Origin of the sequence: Clostridioides sp. ES-W-0016-02, from assembly GCF_020641035.1 — a bacterium.
Classification (GTDB): Bacteria; Bacillota; Clostridia; order Peptostreptococcales; family Peptostreptococcaceae; genus Clostridioides.
Genome location: NZ_CP061361.1, coordinates 939,733 through 956,250, shown reverse-complemented (window position 1 = coordinate 956,250; position 16,518 = coordinate 939,733). Strand labels below are relative to the sequence as shown.

General features: G+C 27.5%; 12 protein-coding genes. 2 read left to right on the top strand and 10 right to left on the bottom strand.

Going from position 1 to position 16,518, the window contains the following annotated elements; genetic code table 11:
* Nucleotides 1-41: 41 nt before the first annotated feature.
* The 10 genes from IC758_RS04770 to IC758_RS04725 all read right to left on the bottom strand — a co-directional run bounded on the left by IC758_RS04770 (nucleotide 42) and on the right by IC758_RS04725 (nucleotide 14,012).
* Nucleotides 42-881 carry a MerR family transcriptional regulator gene (locus tag IC758_RS04770; RefSeq protein ID WP_227436759.1) on the bottom strand — a complete coding sequence of 280 codons (840 nt, stop codon included), beginning with the start codon at nucleotides 879-881 and terminating at the stop codon, nucleotides 42-44.
* Nucleotides 882-1,024: 143 nt separating this feature from the next.
* Nucleotides 1,025-1,663: a GntR family transcriptional regulator gene (locus IC758_RS04765; protein WP_227436760.1), complete on the bottom strand. Its 639-nt coding sequence runs from the start codon at nucleotides 1,661-1,663 to the stop codon at nucleotides 1,025-1,027.
* Between the two features lie 233 nt (nucleotides 1,664-1,896).
* Nucleotides 1,897-3,762 (bottom strand): glycoside hydrolase family 13 protein, encoded by a 1,866-nt coding sequence (locus IC758_RS04760; protein ID WP_227436761.1) that lies wholly within the window; start codon nucleotides 3,760-3,762, stop codon nucleotides 1,897-1,899.
* 6 nt (nucleotides 3,763-3,768) lie between these two features.
* Nucleotides 3,769-6,189, bottom strand: coding sequence for a glycogen/starch/alpha-glucan phosphorylase (locus IC758_RS04755; protein WP_227860794.1), 2,421 nt, complete (start codon nucleotides 6,187-6,189; stop codon nucleotides 3,769-3,771).
* 13 nt (nucleotides 6,190-6,202) lie between these two features.
* The gene (glgA, locus tag IC758_RS04750; RefSeq protein ID WP_227824764.1) at nucleotides 6,203-7,645 is read right to left on the bottom strand and encodes a glycogen synthase GlgA; all 1,443 of its coding nucleotides are present in this window, start codon (nucleotides 7,643-7,645) and stop codon (nucleotides 6,203-6,205) included.
* A gap of 28 nt (nucleotides 7,646-7,673) precedes the next feature.
* Nucleotides 7,674-8,804: a glucose-1-phosphate adenylyltransferase subunit GlgD gene (gene glgD / locus IC758_RS04745; protein WP_227436767.1), complete on the bottom strand. Its 1,131-nt coding sequence runs from the start codon at nucleotides 8,802-8,804 to the stop codon at nucleotides 7,674-7,676.
* A gap of 1 nt (nucleotide 8,805) precedes the next feature.
* Nucleotides 8,806-9,966: a glucose-1-phosphate adenylyltransferase gene (locus tag IC758_RS04740; protein WP_227436768.1), complete on the bottom strand. Its 1,161-nt coding sequence runs from the start codon at nucleotides 9,964-9,966 to the stop codon at nucleotides 8,806-8,808.
* 759 nt (nucleotides 9,967-10,725) lie between these two features.
* Nucleotides 10,726-11,769 carry an SPFH domain-containing protein gene (locus IC758_RS04735; protein WP_227436770.1) on the bottom strand — a complete coding sequence of 348 codons (1,044 nt, stop codon included), beginning with the start codon at nucleotides 11,767-11,769 and terminating at the stop codon, nucleotides 10,726-10,728.
* A gap of 20 nt (nucleotides 11,770-11,789) precedes the next feature.
* Nucleotides 11,790-12,236: an NfeD family protein gene (locus tag IC758_RS04730; RefSeq protein ID WP_227436772.1), complete on the bottom strand. Its 447-nt coding sequence runs from the start codon at nucleotides 12,234-12,236 to the stop codon at nucleotides 11,790-11,792.
* Nucleotides 12,237-12,425: 189 nt separating this feature from the next.
* Entirely contained in the window at nucleotides 12,426-14,012 is a 1,587-nt protein-coding gene (locus IC758_RS04725; protein WP_227482955.1) for an NAD(P)H-hydrate dehydratase, read from the bottom strand.
* An 816-nt stretch (nucleotides 14,013-14,828) separates the two neighbouring features.
* Between IC758_RS04725 and IC758_RS04720 the strand changes: the two genes are divergently transcribed.
* Together IC758_RS04720 and IC758_RS04715 are read left to right on the top strand one after the other, a co-directional pair.
* A complete protein-coding gene (locus tag IC758_RS04720) occupies nucleotides 14,829-15,731 on the top strand; it encodes an ABC transporter permease (RefSeq protein WP_227482956.1) in 903 nt (300 codons plus the stop codon).
* On the top strand, nucleotides 15,718-16,473 hold the full coding sequence (locus IC758_RS04715) for an ABC transporter ATP-binding protein (RefSeq protein WP_227834715.1): 756 nt from the start codon (nucleotides 15,718-15,720) through the stop codon (nucleotides 16,471-16,473). Before IC758_RS04720 ends, IC758_RS04715 begins: the two co-directional genes overlap by 14 nt.
* Nucleotides 16,474-16,518: the final 45 nt, after the last annotated feature.

Genomic DNA, 16,518 nt, shown 5'->3' with positions numbered 1-16,518 from the left:
CTAATCTATCCTCTGAGGGTAGAGTCAAGTTTTTTTGTATACTATTTTTTTCTTATTTCTAATTGAACCAATGTCTTTTCTTTTGTATCTGAATCTACTCTGGAAAGCATCCATATTTCATTAAAATTTCCAACAAGTTCTATATTATTATTCTTTGCATAATCTATTATTTTTTGATAATAATCATAGGCATTATTCCAATTATCATCATATATAATTGTTAAATATTCACCTGCTGGTAAAATATGCTCATTCTCATATTCTTCTCTTTCTTTAAAATCTACTATATCATCATATAATAATGCTTTACCTTCTTTGATTACTTTCTCATATGAAATACTACCTGAGATTATAGGATATACATCATTATACTTATCTTGAATGTGTAAAATAATATGTCTCAGATACATCTCAAGTTCCACTTCATCCTTTGAATTACATTTATATACATTTACTTTTCTTTCTTTATTGTATTTTATAAATACATTATTTAAATCATATTTTAACAATTCATTTACTTTAAATTCTATATCATTTAGATAATTTTTCACATCTGATAGTTCTTTTATTTTATTTTCTATCATTTTATTTTGTCTATCAATTGTATTCATCATAGAATCAATTGAACTGTCTGAATCAATTAATTTTTTTATATCTTCAAGAGCCATCCCCATAATCTTACAGTACTTAATTACATCTATACTCATAAATTGTTCTCTTGAATAATACCTATATTTATTTTCTTGATTTACATATGCTGGTTTTAATATACCTACTTTATCGTAGTATCTTAGAGTTTTTATTGATAAATCAAAAAGTCTAGACACTTCTCCTATTGAAAAATATGTTTTTATATTATCCCCTCCCTTTATATTTTGCATTAAAATAGTACTACATTAACCTATAAATATCAATATAAAATTAATTGTATTTTTAATTAATTTTATATTGATATTTATATATTAAAAATAATAAAATAATGATAGAATTATAAAAAAATAAGAGAAGCTTTTAAAAGCTTCTCTTATTCCATCTCTGCTATAGGTATCGTTTTCCAATGTTTTCTTAAAATTGCTTCAACATTTTCTGAATCCTTTGCTCTCATAAACTTCACTGCCTCAATATGTTGATTATTGCTGTAAGTTAGCATTTTATACAATTCTTCTTCATTGTCGCTAGTATATGACTTTGACATAAAATTATATCTAAGAGAGTTCAACATATTTATTAACACCTGATTATCTGATTTTGCTATGTATATATCGTGAAATTCATTGCTTAGTTTTAAGTAGTTATTGTAATTTTTATACTTTATAGAGATAGCCATCATTTCTGTTAACTCGTCCATTTTTATTAAATCTGATTCAGTTAAATTTTCTAAAGATGAAGAGCCTGCTAACGCATCTAACATACCAATTACAGAGTATGTGTCTAGTTTTTCCTTTTCCTGAAACTCTTTTACCACAAATCCCTTATTAGGTATCTTTTCTAGTAAATTTTCACCTGCCAACCTCGTTAGTGCTTCCCTTGCTGGTGTTCTACTAACTCCAATAGAGTTACAAATTTCAGATTCAGTAATTCTCTGATTAGCTTCATACTCTCCATTTTGGATTTTTTTTGATATATAGTCATAGACTTGAGTTGTAAGTGGATCTACTTTCATAAGACACTCCTCCATATTAAGATTATAAAAGTTAAATCTCCCTACAACTTCAGTAGAGAGGTTTTGTTTTATCTTACTTATCTATATAATATCATAACTTCTATATTTTTTACACTTCTTTGTATATTTTGAAATACTAAAATTTTTATGATAATTTAAAACAAAAATGTAGCAAAACCTTTGATAAATCAAAATTTTTGCTACATTTTTATTTTTAACTTAAATTATTATACTTAAAATACACTAAAAATAATAAATGATTTAGAATCCATATGGATTTTTAATTCATTGTTTTCTATCTGTATATTTTTATTTATATTTTTAAGATTATACTTTATAGGTATTTCCTCTATAAAGTTACCTTCTATATTTAATGATATATTTTCAGGATTGTTACTTCTATTTATTAAAATCAGTATCCTATCATTATATTCATTAAATCTTATAAATGCAAACACATTGTCATTTTTAGTATATATAAATTCTGTTTCTCCAGAACTTAAAATTTTATTTTTATTTCTGATTTTTATAATATTTTTATAAAAATTTAACATATCTTCATCTTCATTTTTCCATGGATATGTTCTTCTATTGTCTGGGTCTACATCTCCACAAAGACCTGCCTCATCTCCATAGTATATATATGGTACTCCTTCAAATGTCATCTGCGTAGCTACAGCAAGTTTCATCAAATCTATATCATTATTTAATTCAGTTTTAGCTCTTGTGACATCATGTGTTCCAATTAAATTTAAATTAGACTTAAATGATTCTTCTGGATAATTTTCTTTAATTTGCATATATTTATTGCTAAGTTCATATGAATTAATTTCTCCTTTTAAAAATGAAAACATATTATTTCTAAATGGATATCCCATAACAGAATCTAATTCTTCACCTAATAAATAGCTTCTCCTTTGACCATAACTAATCTTATTTGAGGCATCTTCCCATACTTCCCCTATAAGTATAGAGTCATTATCAGCTTCTTTTAGTTGCTTTCTCAGCTCTCTTATAAACTCAGTTGGCAGTTCATCTGCAACATCCAATCGCCATCCTTTAATCCCCATATTCATCCATTTGTTTATGACACTATCCTTGTCATATATTATATAATCCATATAGCTTTTTTCTAATTCATTTGTATTTGGCAAGGTCTTTATATCCCACCAACTTTTATATTTATGAGGAAATTCTTCAAACACATACCATGAATAATATGGTGATTCTTTTGATTGATATGCACCTAAACTATCATAATTTCCATACATATTAAAATACTTACTATCTGCTCCAGTGTGACTAAAAACACCATCAAGTACTATTGATATATCTTTTTCTTTTGCTTTATCAATTAATTCTTTAAATGTATCTTCATCTCCAAACATAGGGTCAATCTTTTTATAATTTCCTGTGTCATACTTGTGATTACTAGAAGCTTCAAATATAGGACTCAGATATAATATACTCACTCCTAATTTTTTTAGATACCCAAGTTTATTAATTATTCCCCTTAAATTTCCACCATGAAAATCCCATCTTATAATATCCCCTCTATTGTCCTTTATGTACATAGGTATATCGTCCCAATTGCCATATATAAAGCTGTTTTTTTTAGGATTATCAACCTTCCCATTACGATTTCCATTGTTAAATCTATCTACAAATATATGGTAAAGTACTCCTTCTTTGTACCAGTTTGGCACTTTAAAGTCTCTATAAACAGTAATTTGATATTTATTGATATCATTATAATTATATTCACAAGTGTATCCATTTTCTCTATTCTTTCCATAGAATACAGTCTTTTTCTCACCATTTATTTCAGCAATCACTTTAAAATAATAAAAATAAACACCAGTTGTATCAAATTTTCCAACCTTACAATAAAAATACTTTCTAAGTGTATTATTGTTTAATTCTTCATTTAAAATTATTGTTTTTGATTCATCTTCTTTGTTTATTTCTAGGGAAATAGACTCAACATTATATCCTTCATTTACTTTGACATTAATCATCAATTCTTCATCAAATTTTAAAGCTCCAAACGGAGCCTTAAAATTTTTATCCCAAGAGTTATATTCTATTATGTTTTGCATTTATAATCACACCCTTTTAAACCAAATGTCTTTTGCATATTCAGAAATTGTTCTATCAGAAGAAAAAAATCCTGAATTAGCTATATTAACCAAAGACATTGTATTCCATTTTTCTTTATCACGATATAGTTTGTTTATATTTGCTTGAGCTTGCCCATAATTTTCAAAATCCCTCAATACAAAGTATTCATCATTGTAAGTGGTAAGTGAATTATAAATACTTCTACCTTCTTCACCTAGGTTAGGAATAAATCCATTTATTAAGTCATCTACTACTCTTTTTATATCCATGTTAGAATGATACAAGTCAAGTGAAGAATATCCACCAAACTTATTATAATTAAGTACTTGCTCTGCACTAAGTCCAAATAAAAACATATTTTCTTTTCCTACTTGTTCACATATTTCTACATTTGCACCATCTAATGTTGCTAAAGTTATAGCACCATTCATCATAAACTTCATATTACTTGTTCCTGATGCTTCTTTTGTTGTCGTTGAAATTTGTTCACTCACATTTGCTGCTGGTATTATTATCTCTGCTAATGATACACCATAATTCTCTATAAATACGACTTTTAACTTGTCCTTTACTCTAACATCATTATTTATAGTACTTGCAACTGAATTTATAAATTTAATTATGCACTTGGCTAAATAATATCCTGGTGCAGCTTTTGCTCCAAATATAAAAGTTCTTGGGTCAATATTTAAATTAGGATTGTCAAGTAATTCATGATACATATGGAGTACATTAAAAATATTCAATAGCTGCCTTTTATAAGCATGCAACCTCTTAACCTGAACATCAAATATAGAATTAGGGTCGATATTTAAATCGTATTTATCATTTATAAAATTTGCTAAATTTACTTTATTATTGTATTTTATATCATCAAGTCTTTTTAAAACAGAAGAATCATTTTTAAATTTTTCAATATTCTTTAGCTGTAAAGTATCTGTTTTCCATGAATCACCAATTAAATCTGTTATTAAATTGCTAAGTTGCGGATTTGAACTTATAAGCCATCTTCTATGTGCAATTCCATTAGTTTTATTGTTAAATTTATTTGGTTCGTCTTGATAAAAATCTTTTAAAACTTCTGTTTCAAGAATTTGAGTATGAAGCTTAGCAACTCCATTTACACTGTGACTTGTTACAATACATAAATTTGCCATATTTATGTTGTCCCAGTCTATTATACTCATTCTTTTTATTTTATCTTGGTCATATCCTTTATTATTTAATTCTTCTACATACCTTCTGTTTATTTCTTCTATTATCATATAAATTCTTGGTAATAGCTCTTTTATCATACTTACAGGCCACTTTTCCATTGCTTCTGACATTATAGTATGATTAGTATAAGATACTGTTTTTTTAGTTATCTGCCATGCTTCATCCCAAGATAAGCCTTCTTCATCAAGTAAAATTCTCATAAGTTCTGGTATACACAAGGTAGGATGTGTATCATTTATATGAATTGCCACCTTATCAAATAAATTACTGATGTTTAGTTTATTCTTTTTATACTTCCTTATTATATCTTGTACACCTGCACTTACAAAGAAATACTCTTGCTTCAGTCTCAATAATTTTCCTGCATAATTTGAATCATCAGGATACAACACCTGTGAAATTTCTTCAGTATAGTACTTGTGTTTTAGGGCCTCTTCATAACTTCCTGAATAATTTAGAGCATTTGAAGTAAGTTCTCCAAAGTCTCTTTTTGGTATCTCACTTTTAAATAATCTTAAAGTATTGATACACTGATTTTGGTATCCGATTATTGGGATATCATAAGGCATTGCCATTACAGGAAGATAGTTTTTATGGACTACTTTTAAATGGTTTCCCTCCTTAATCAACTCTACTTCTCCACCAAACTTTACCATCGTCGCTTCATTTGGTCTTACAGTTTCCCATGCATAACGTCCTTCTGTAAGCCAGTTATCAGGTACTTCGACCTGATAACCATTTACAAATTTTTGTTCAAATAAACCATATTTATATCTAATTCCATATCCTTGACCACTTATGTTCAAAGATGCCATAGAATCTAAAAAACATGCTGCTAATCTTCCAAGACCACCATTCCCTATGGCTGGGTCTACCTCAGCTTTGATTAAATCATCTAAGTTAATTCCTAATTCTAGTAATCCTTCTCTAACTTCTTCTTCAATATTTAAATTTAGTAAATTAGATTTTAATTGTCTTCCTATTAAAAACTCTAGACTAAAATAATAAACCTCTTTTTTCTTATCTAATTTCGTAGCAACCCATTTTTTTGCTATTTCATCTTTCAGTAGACTACATAATACATTTAACAATTGTTCATCAGTAGCTTCCTTGATAGACTGTGCATATAAGCTATACATTTTCACTTCAAATTTTTGCTTGAATTTCTTTTTGCTTATTGTTACCAAAAAAACCACTCCTTTAATCACATATGTCTCTATATGTTTCTATATACTCCTTAGCTGATTTTTTCCAACTATTATCAGTATTCATTGCATTTTCAACTACTTTAATCCATTTTTCTTTATCTTTAAAAACTTTAATTGCATTTTGCAAACAGAAAAACATCTCATGAGCATTGTAATTTTTAAAACTAAATCCATTACCTTCTCCAGTAAATTGATTGTAAGGTATTACAGTATCTTTAAGTCCTCCAGTTTCTCTAACTACTGGTAAAGAACCATATCTCATAGCTAGCATTTGACCTATACCACAAGGTTCAAATAGTGATGGCATCAAGAATATATCACTTGCAGCATAAATTTGTTGAGCCAACGATGCATTGAATGTAATTCTAGCAGATACTTTATCTGAAAAATTAGAATCATAATAATTAAACATTGATTGATATTGATGTTCCCCAGTTCCTAAAATGACAATTTGTAAATCTTCCCTCATAAGCTCAGGCATCATATAGGCTATTAAATCAAATCCTTTTTGAGAAACTAGTCTTGAAACTATCCCTATTAATGGAATAGATGAATCCTTTTTTAATCCTAATATATCTTGTAATCTTAATTTATTTTCCAATTTTTTCTCAATAGAATTTACATTGTAATTGACAAATATATCCTTATCTTTCTCAGGGTTATTCAGGTCATAATCTATGCCATTTAATATTCCTTTTAATTTGCCTGATTCCTTTCTAAGTAAACCATCTAATTGTTCTCCATAAAAAGATGTTTGTATCTCATTTGCATAAGTAGGACTAACAGTTATAACTTTATCTGCAAAATTTATTCCAGCTTTCATAAAATTTATTGAACCATAATACTCTATATCTCCATTATCAAAATATTTTTCAGGTAAATCTAATATATCATTTAAGACATACTTATCAAATACACCTTGATATTGTAGATTATGTATAGTATACATAGTTTTTATATTTTTATACCCCTCAAGGGTTGCATATCTCTCTTTTAAAATTAATGGTAACATACCTGTGTGCCAATCATTTATATGTATTACATCTGGATAAAAGTCAATTCTACTTATAGCTTCTAATACAGCATCTGTAAAGAATGTATATCTTTCTGCATCATCTCCATACCCATAAATACTCTTTCTCTCATCTTCTCTTCTAAAATAAAATTCATTGTCTATAAAATAAAATTTAACACCATCTAGTTCCATTTCTAAAAGACCACAATATTGATTTCTCCATCCAACGCGTACACTAAAAACGGCTATTTCTTTTAATTGATCTTTTAAATAACTTGGTATAGTTGAATATTTAGGCATTATTACCCTTACATCTACACCTTCTTTTTTTAATTCTTTAGGCAATGCATAAGATACATCTCCTAATCCTCCAGTTTTAGCAAAGGGCCAACACTCTGCTGTTACATAAAAAACCTTCACTAGCTATTCCCCCTTCTAAAAAATATTTTTATATATTCGTATTTTTTTCTACTACAATAGGATATTTTTCATCTCCTTTTAACTCTTTTCCTTTTGATACACTTGTATTTTTATCTAGTATTGCATTATATAGTTTTGCATTTGACTTTATTACACAATTTTGCATTACTATTGAGTTTTCTATAACTGTTCCTTTTTCAACATTAACTTTTCTAAATATAATGCTATCTTTTACAGTACCTTCTATTAAGCAACCTGATGCTATAAAACTATTTTCTACCTTTGCACTATCTGTGTAAATTGTAGGTGACTCATTCTTTTCTTTAGTAAATATTTTTCTTTCAGAATACAGTAATTCATCAGCCACTTCTATTTCTAATAAATCTTTGCTCATTTGAAAATATGATTCAACAGAATTTACACATTTCAAATATCCTGTATACTCATAAGCTCCTATTTTCATATTTTCTGCTTCTTCAACAATGAACTCTTCTAAATAACAATAATTCCCTTTATTTACAATATTATATATACATTCTACAAAATCTTCACGTTTCATAATATATGTTTCCATACATATATTTGCTCTAGGGAATTTTCCTAAATTATTTCCTACATTTATTACTCTGTTATTACTATCTAAGTTTAAGGTTAGATTACCAGCAAAATCTTTATTTGCATTGTTTACATTTTTATATATTATAGTTATATCATTATGAGATTTTTTATGGTACTCCAAAGCCTGAGAGTAATCTAGGTTACATAACATATAACTTGGAGCTATTAAAATGTATTCTTCTTCACTTTTCTCTATATAATCAAGATTAGCTAGTATTGTGTATATATCTCCTTCTCTATGTGAGTAAGTATTTCTATACTTAGTATTTTCTGGGCTAAAAATTGATAAACCGCCCTTTTTTCTACTTAAATCCCAATCTTTTCCACTACCTATATGGTCTGTCAATGATCTATACTTTTCTTTTGCGAATATTCCAACTTTTGTGATTCCTGAATTTATCATATTAGATAGAGCAAAGTCTATTATTCTATATCTTCCAGCTATTGGTGTAGAAGCTATCGGTCTTCCATAATTAAGTTTATTTATTGCAGGGTCTCCTTTTTTGTTTAAATTTATTATACCTAAACATTCATTTCTCATCTTAAAGACCTCCTTCTATTAATACGCATCTAGGCTCTATATTTTCATATTCAGAAACTACATTTATCTCATTATTTACATTTTTTATCTGAACATTGTCATTTATAGTTGCACATTCACCTATCATAGCTTTTTCTATAGTTACATTTTCTCCTATTACAACATTTGGCATGATTACTGAATCAATTACTTTACTTCCTTTTCCAACAACAACTCCATGTGATAATACAGAGTTTCCTACTTCTCCTAAAATTCTACAACCATCAGCTATCATTGATCTATGAACATTTGCACTTTTGCCTATATATTGAGGAGGCATTGCCATTGTATTTGTATATATCTTCCATTTAGGGTCTGATAAATCCAGTGTTTCTGGAGATTTAATTATATCCATATTTGCATCCCATAAACTTTGTATAGTTCCTACGTCTCTCCAATACCCCTTAAATGGATATGCATACATTCCAACATTATCCTCTAACATTTTAGGTATTAAATTCTTTCCAAAATCATCATAATTTATATCTGAATTTTTTTCTGCTTCTTTAAAATAACTTCTCAACATTTTCCAATCAAATATGTATACTCCCATAGATGCCAAATTACTTTTAGGTTCACCTGGCTTTTCTTCAAATTCATAAATACTTGAATCTTCATTTGTATTCATTATGCCAAATCTAGAAGCTTCATCCCAAGGTACTTCAATTACTGCAATCGTAGCCTTAGAGCCTTTTTCTTTATGAAATTTTAGCATTTTACTATAATCCATCTTATATATATGGTCACCAGATAATATTAATACATATTCTGGATTATAGGTATCTACAAAATCCATATTCTGATATATAGCATGTGCTGTACCATTATACCAATTTCCCTCTTTTTCATTCATAAATGGTTGTAATACATATACTCCACCATTTATTCTGTCTAAATCCCAATGACTTCCCATACCTATATGAGAATTTAATATCAGTGGTCTATATTGAGTTAAAACACCTACAGTATCTATACCAGAATTTGAACAATTACTTAAAACAAAGTCAATAATTCTGTACTTTCCTCCAAATGATACAGCTGGTTTTGCAATTCTCTTTGTGAAAACTCCAAGTCTTGAACCTTGCCCCCCTGCCAAAATCATAGCTAACATCTCTTTTTTCATTTAATGACACTCCCCTCATCTAGTAATTAATATTTATAATTGCATTTTTACCTTTATAAACTTTTAGTCAATAAATGTTGTGTATAAATTTTGCCCAAATGATAATGTAATAAGAGTAAAATAATATAAACTATACAATTTCTATAATGTATACCCCATAATTACTTTATTGAAGTATACATTATTTTCCATAAGTGCTATAGTACTTATAATATTCAATTCCTAGTTAGAAAATAATATAAACATTTATTTTATAGATATAAAAAATATTTTTTATAAATCAATTTATATCATACAAACATACTTAAATTTTTATGCTTTTTTGATTTGATAATAATAGAACATAATATGACATGATTATCTAAAAATCTTTAAATAATTACTAGCTAATTTTATTTTTTGTTATTTGCTCATCTATGATTAAATCAGTGAATTATAAAATTTTAGTTCTATTGTTAGACATATTCATTATGTTTGATATTTTTATAACTATATATGTTATCAATATAAATATCCAAATTAAAGTTACTTTCTTTTCCTATATGTTTTATTTAATATTATATAACACTTTTTACATTAGTAAAGGGTAAATTGTATAAAAATTCTGTTAATTTATTTTTAAAATCGCGTTTTATAAATAAAAACAAAGAAGAAGACCTAAAAAACTATAAGTCTTCTTCTTTTCAATGTGCATTCTATACTATATTTAATTAATTCGACATTTAATTTCCATTTCCTTCCTACTATAAAAAAACTCTTTTATTTTTTTAATGAATCATTTCCACTAAATGCATCTTTTACATCTAATATATCATTTTTATCATCACTCATGACTTCTTTTATTCCTTTGAATGTTCCTAAGAAATTAACTGCTTCTGAAGGTAAAACCAATTTTGTTGACTTACCTTCAGCCATTTTTTCAAGTGCTTCCATAGATTTTAATGCTAAGATATTATTGTCAATGTCAGACTCTTTCATAGCTGAAAATACTAATTTCAAACCTTCTGCAGTAGCCATTTGAGTTCTTTTAATCATTTCAGCTTCACCTTGTGCTTTAGCAATAGCTGTTTGTCTTATAGCCTCAGCTTCACCTTCTGCTACCAATATAGCAGACTCTTTTTCTCCTTCTGCTACACGTACCATAGCTTCTTTCCTTGCTTCTGCTGTTAATATAGCAGATTGTTTTTCTCCTTCTGCTTGTAATATAGCAGCTGACTTATTACCTTCTGCTTGAAGTATTGCTTCTCTTCTTTCTCTTTCCGCTCTCATTTGCTTTTCCATCGCAACTTGAATATCATGAGGAGGCATTATGTTCTTTAACTCTACTCTATTTACTTTTATTCCCCATTTATCTGTTGCTTCATCAAGGATTGTTCTCATTTTTACATTTATTATATCTCTTGATGTTAGTGTTTCATCTAAATCAAGTTCACCAATTATATTTCTTAAAGTTGTAGCTGTTAGATTTTCAATAGCAGCTATTGGATTTGCTATTTCAAATACATATCTAACTGGGTCTGTAACTTTATAATATACAACTGTATCAATCTGCATAGTTACATTATCTTTAGTTATAACTGGCTGAGGTGGGAAATCTATTACAATTTCTCTCAAGTCAATCACATATGCCATTTTATCTAAAAATGGTATCAAGAAATGTACTCCTGTTTCAGCCACTTTTTGAAACTTACCAAGTCGCATTATTATACCTACTTTAGATTGTTTTATTACTCTTATACAAGTTAAACTTATTGCTACTACTACTATTATTAATACAATACTTAAAACAACTTTCATGCCCATAAATATATCCTCCTTTTATTTTATTGATTCGTCACACTAGTTGCAGAATTTACTTTTTTAACAACTAGTTTTACCCCTTCTATTTTTAATACTTCTACTGTAGAGCCCTTATCAATCTTTTCATCATCTATAGAAATAGCAGTCCATGTTTCATGTTCAACTACAACTAAACCAGTTTGATTTGGAGAAATTTCCTCTGTAACAACACCTTTTTTAGATATCATTGCTTGTAAATTGGTATTAGATTTATAAGTTTTATCTTTTTTTACAATTTTCTTAGTAGCTACAACTAACATAGCTATAGAAATTACAGCAAATATTAAAACTTGTAAAAATATACTCTTTATAAAAGTACTTAAAAATATAAGTATTACTGCTCCCACACTAAACCATATTAGTGTTAAGCTTGGAGTCAACATTTCTGCTATTCCAAATAAGACTGCTACTATTAACCATATCAACTTCATACTATCTACCCTCTTTTCATATGAATTATCAAACACTATATAAATCATATTCTTTATACAATATATTTGAATATGATTTTAAACAATCAACCAAAAACCAATAAAATAAGTCAATTTGAGATTAATTTAATAGTATTATATCAGCATACTTTGTTAAAGTTGTTACAAAGTAGTATCAAATATTAGTAATTAAATAATCAAAAACTTGTTCATTGTTAACGAAATGTTACTTATTAAATCTGTTGCATTTACTGTATACATACTTTTTCCTAACTTATCTCCTATATAACCATGTACATATGCTCCACTCACTGTAGCTTCAAGTATATCCATACCTTGACCTACAAAAGAAGTAATCATACCAAGTAAACAGTCTCCCATTCCACCAGTTGCCATACAACTATTTCCTGTAGGATTTATATATGTTTCTTTACCATCTGTTATGATAGTTTGATATCCTTTTAAAAGGACAACTACATTGTATTTTTGAGCAAATTCTTTTGCCACATCTACTCTATGTTCTCTTATATACCCAATTGAGTCACCTGTCAACCTGGCCATTTCTCCCAGATGTGGAGTAATTACAAACTTATTTTTCCACTCTAAAAACTTATAGCATCTATCCTTCATAACATTTAATCCATCTGCATCCAATATTATTGGACAACTAGAGTTTTCTACTACTCTAAGTAATCTCTCAAAAGTTTTGTGATTATCTCCCATTCCTGGACCAAAACCAATTGCATTGCTAGAACTCAATAGTTTATCAACTCTCTCTTCTTCAAAATTTACAGTCATTGCTTCAGTGAGTCTAATAGATACTTTTTCTTGTACATCTTTACTACTAATCAAAGTTACAAGACCACTTCCACTTTTAACAGCAGATTCAGTTGCTATGAAACTAGCCCCATAAAATCCTTTTGAGCCTGCAACTATAGATACTTTTCCAAAATCACTTTTAAATCCATTCTTATCTCTTCTTCTAATATTATTTTTTACAAAACTCTCATCAGTTATGAATTCATCATTATGGTATTTTCTTGTAATAAAATCTGGAATACCTATTTTTTCTACAATTACATCCCCAATAAGTGAGTTTACATCATAATTTAAAAAACCTCTTTTATAAAACTCAAAACTAATTGTTTTTTTTGCTTTAATACAAATTCCAAGTATACTTCCTTTGTCACTATCTATACCAGATGGTATATCTATAGAATATGTATTTTTGCTGTTATCATTTACTATATCAATTACTTCTTTAAAAATACCAGTTATTTCTCTCTTTAGTCCTGTTCCAAATATTGCATCTATTACAACATCACTTTTAGATACTGCTTCCTTAAACATTGTTAAATTTTTATTTTTAATTATACTCTGTTTTTCTGTTTCAATAATTTTATCTACTTTATTTTTATTTATATAGTCATTATATTCCTCGCTTAAATCATTTTTATCAATATTTATAATATTAATCCCCATATTTAAAAGTATATTATAATTGATTTTAGAACATTCACTTAGTTTCTTGATATTACCAATTAAAAAGACATTTACATTTTTTTCTTTTAGCTTTAAATGTCTTGCTATTCCAAGACCATCTCCACCATTATTTCCAACACCACATACAATTGTATAATCATTATATATATCTATATCCATGTTTCTCATTGCAGATATTACTGCATTTTCCATCAATACAATCATTGGAATTCCCAATTCTTCTACGCATGCATTATCAACACTTCTACTTAAATTCGCTGTACCTATCAACACATATCATCACTCCTATAAAATTAAATACTTCCTAAAATATTTAAATAAAAACATATAAATATCTACTGAAGTCTTTTTAATCTTGTAAACATCTTGAATAAAAACATCAAAAATAAGATTCCTAAAAATAATTAAAAAAATAATAAAAATTCTGAATTGAAATAATCATTCAATTTATTATATCATATAATTTTGGTCATTATATTACTTCAAAATCTATTTTCATTAATTCTATAAAAAGTTTACCTTTTGCTCAATTTGTTTCTAAAATCCAAATGAATTTTAATTTTTATTTATAAATTAAAATTTAAGAAAACTACCCAATCCTATACATAAAACTTTTTTTATTCGAACTCAATTTTCTGACAATTTAATAATTTTTCAAAATTTATTGTTGACTTTTATTTTTTACTGTATTAAACTAATTACTATACAAAATATAAAACAAAATTTTCAAAATTATTAAATTAAAAGGAGAGGTAAATATGAAGACTTTATTAAACAAACAAGTACGATTTTTTAGTAGCCAATTTAGTTAGGGTTTGTAGCTAAGTTAAGACAAATTGTCATAACATAGATACAGACCCCTTAGGATTACCATTTTTAAGGATTGTATCTATGTTGGCTATAGTGATTGTTGTTAAAGTTTTTATTTTATCATCATATTATAGAGAGCCACATGGATTATACTGTGTGGCTCATTCGTGTTTTTGCCATACAGTTATATGTACTGTGTGGTTTTTTTATATCCAAAATTTAATTTTCAATTAGATTTAAAAAATTATTTTAAAATATTTTCAAAGGGGTGTTTTATTTATGTCAGGTATTATATCTGTAATGACGCAAAGTTTAATTTTATCAATCATGGCACTGGGGGTTTATATAACTTACAAAATCTTAGATTTTCCCGATATGTCTGCTGATGGTAGCTACACAATGGGAGCTTCTATTGTAGCATTTTCTCTTACTAATGGGATTTCTCCTATAGTAGCAACTTTAATGGCTATTTTATGTGGTTGTATTGCTGGTCTTGTAACTGGTATACTTCACATTAAATTTAAAATATCTAACTTACTTTCTGGTATTTTAGTTATGGGAATGCTCTACTCTATCAACCTAAGAATAATGGGAAAATCAAATATCCCACTATTTAGTTTTAAGCATTTATTCAATGGAGAAATATCTCCTATAGTTTTAGCTCTAGCATTTGTACTTATCTGTAAAGTACTTTTGGATTTATTCTTAAAGACAGGTCTTGGATACACTCTAAAAGGTGTTGGTGACAACTCTCAAATGATTAAATCTTTGGGTATAAACATCGGTTCTATAAAAATATTAGGGCTTATGATTTCAAATGGACTTATAGCTTTATCTGGTAGTTTGATGGCTCAATTCTTAGGATTCTCAGATGTAAATATGGGTATCGGAACTTTAGTACTTGGAATTGCTTCTATCATAATTGGTATTACATTATTTAAGAAATTTACTTTTATTAAAAATACTACTGCAATAATTGTTGGTTCTTTCATATACCAATTCACTATATACTTTGCAATGAGTTTAGGTATGTTATCAACTGATTTAAAACTAATAACTGCCATAGTTATAATAGCTTTCTTAGCTACTGGTAACTTAAATATCTCACTAAAAAAAAACAAGTGCAAGGCTAGTACCAAAAATAAATCTGAAAAAAGAGGTGTTATAGATGTTACAAATTAAAAATATTTCAAAGAGTTTCCCAAATCCATATGGTCAACCTAATACTATATTTGAAAATTTATCCCTTAGTATAGAAGACGGTGAATTTGTAAGTATCATAGGTAGTAATGGAACTGGTAAATCTACTTTATTAAATATAATATCTGGATTATTAAAAGAATCCTCTGGTGAAATCACTCTAGATAATACTAATATAACAAATTTAGCTGAACACAAAAGAACTCAAATAGTAAGTAGAGTTTTTCAAGACCCAAGCTTAGGAACTTGTCCTTCTATGACAGTTAGAGAAAACTTATCTTTGGCTCTTAATAAGGGAAAATTGCTAAATTTAAAAAGATGTCTCCGTCATAAAACAAATGACTTAGAGCACTTACTTGAAGGAATTTCTCTAGATTTAAAAAAATACTTAGATATCAAAGTACAATATCTTTCAGGAGGTCAAAGACAATCACTTTCACTAATTATGTCTAGTTTAGCAAGCCCTAAGGTTCTATTATTAGATGAGCATACAGCAGCACTTGACCCAAAGACATCAAATGAAGTAATTGAATTAACTGATAAAATTATAAGAGAAAAAAATATAACTACACTTATGGTAACTCATAACTTAAAGCATGCTCTTCAATATGGAGATAGATTAATTATGCTCCATAAAGGTGAAGTTGTCTTAGATGTAAAGGGAAAAGAAAAAGAAGAATTAACAGTTGAAGAAATCTTAGAAAAATTTGAATATGCAGTTTAAAAGTATATATTATGATAATTTAATTTTAGCTTAGTTACAAATTAG

Bases quoted from the DNA above. Each gene is read 5' to 3' on its own strand.
- IC758_RS04770 (WP_227436759.1), bottom strand. From the start codon at position 881: ATGCAAAATATAAAGGGAGGGGATAATATAAAAACATATTTTTCAATA.
- IC758_RS04765 (WP_227436760.1), bottom strand. From the start codon at position 1,663: ATGAAAGTAGATCCACTTACAACTCAAGTCTATGACTATATATCAAAA.
- IC758_RS04760 (WP_227436761.1), bottom strand. From the start codon at position 3,762: ATGCAAAACATAATAGAATATAACTCTTGGGATAAAAATTTTAAGGCT.
- glgD (WP_227436767.1), bottom strand. From the start codon at position 8,804: ATGAGAAATGAATGTTTAGGTATAATAAATTTAAACAAAAAAGGAGAC.
- IC758_RS04740 (WP_227436768.1), bottom strand. From the start codon at position 9,966: ATGAAAAAAGAGATGTTAGCTATGATTTTGGCAGGGGGGCAAGGTTCA.
- IC758_RS04735 (WP_227436770.1), bottom strand. From the start codon at position 11,769: ATGGGCATGAAAGTTGTTTTAAGTATTGTATTAATAATAGTAGTAGTA.
- IC758_RS04730 (WP_227436772.1), bottom strand. From the start codon at position 12,236: ATGAAGTTGATATGGTTAATAGTAGCAGTCTTATTTGGAATAGCAGAA.
- IC758_RS04720 (WP_227482956.1), top strand. From the start codon at position 14,829: ATGTCAGGTATTATATCTGTAATGACGCAAAGTTTAATTTTATCAATC.
- IC758_RS04715 (WP_227834715.1), top strand. From the start codon at position 15,718: ATGTTACAAATTAAAAATATTTCAAAGAGTTTCCCAAATCCATATGGT.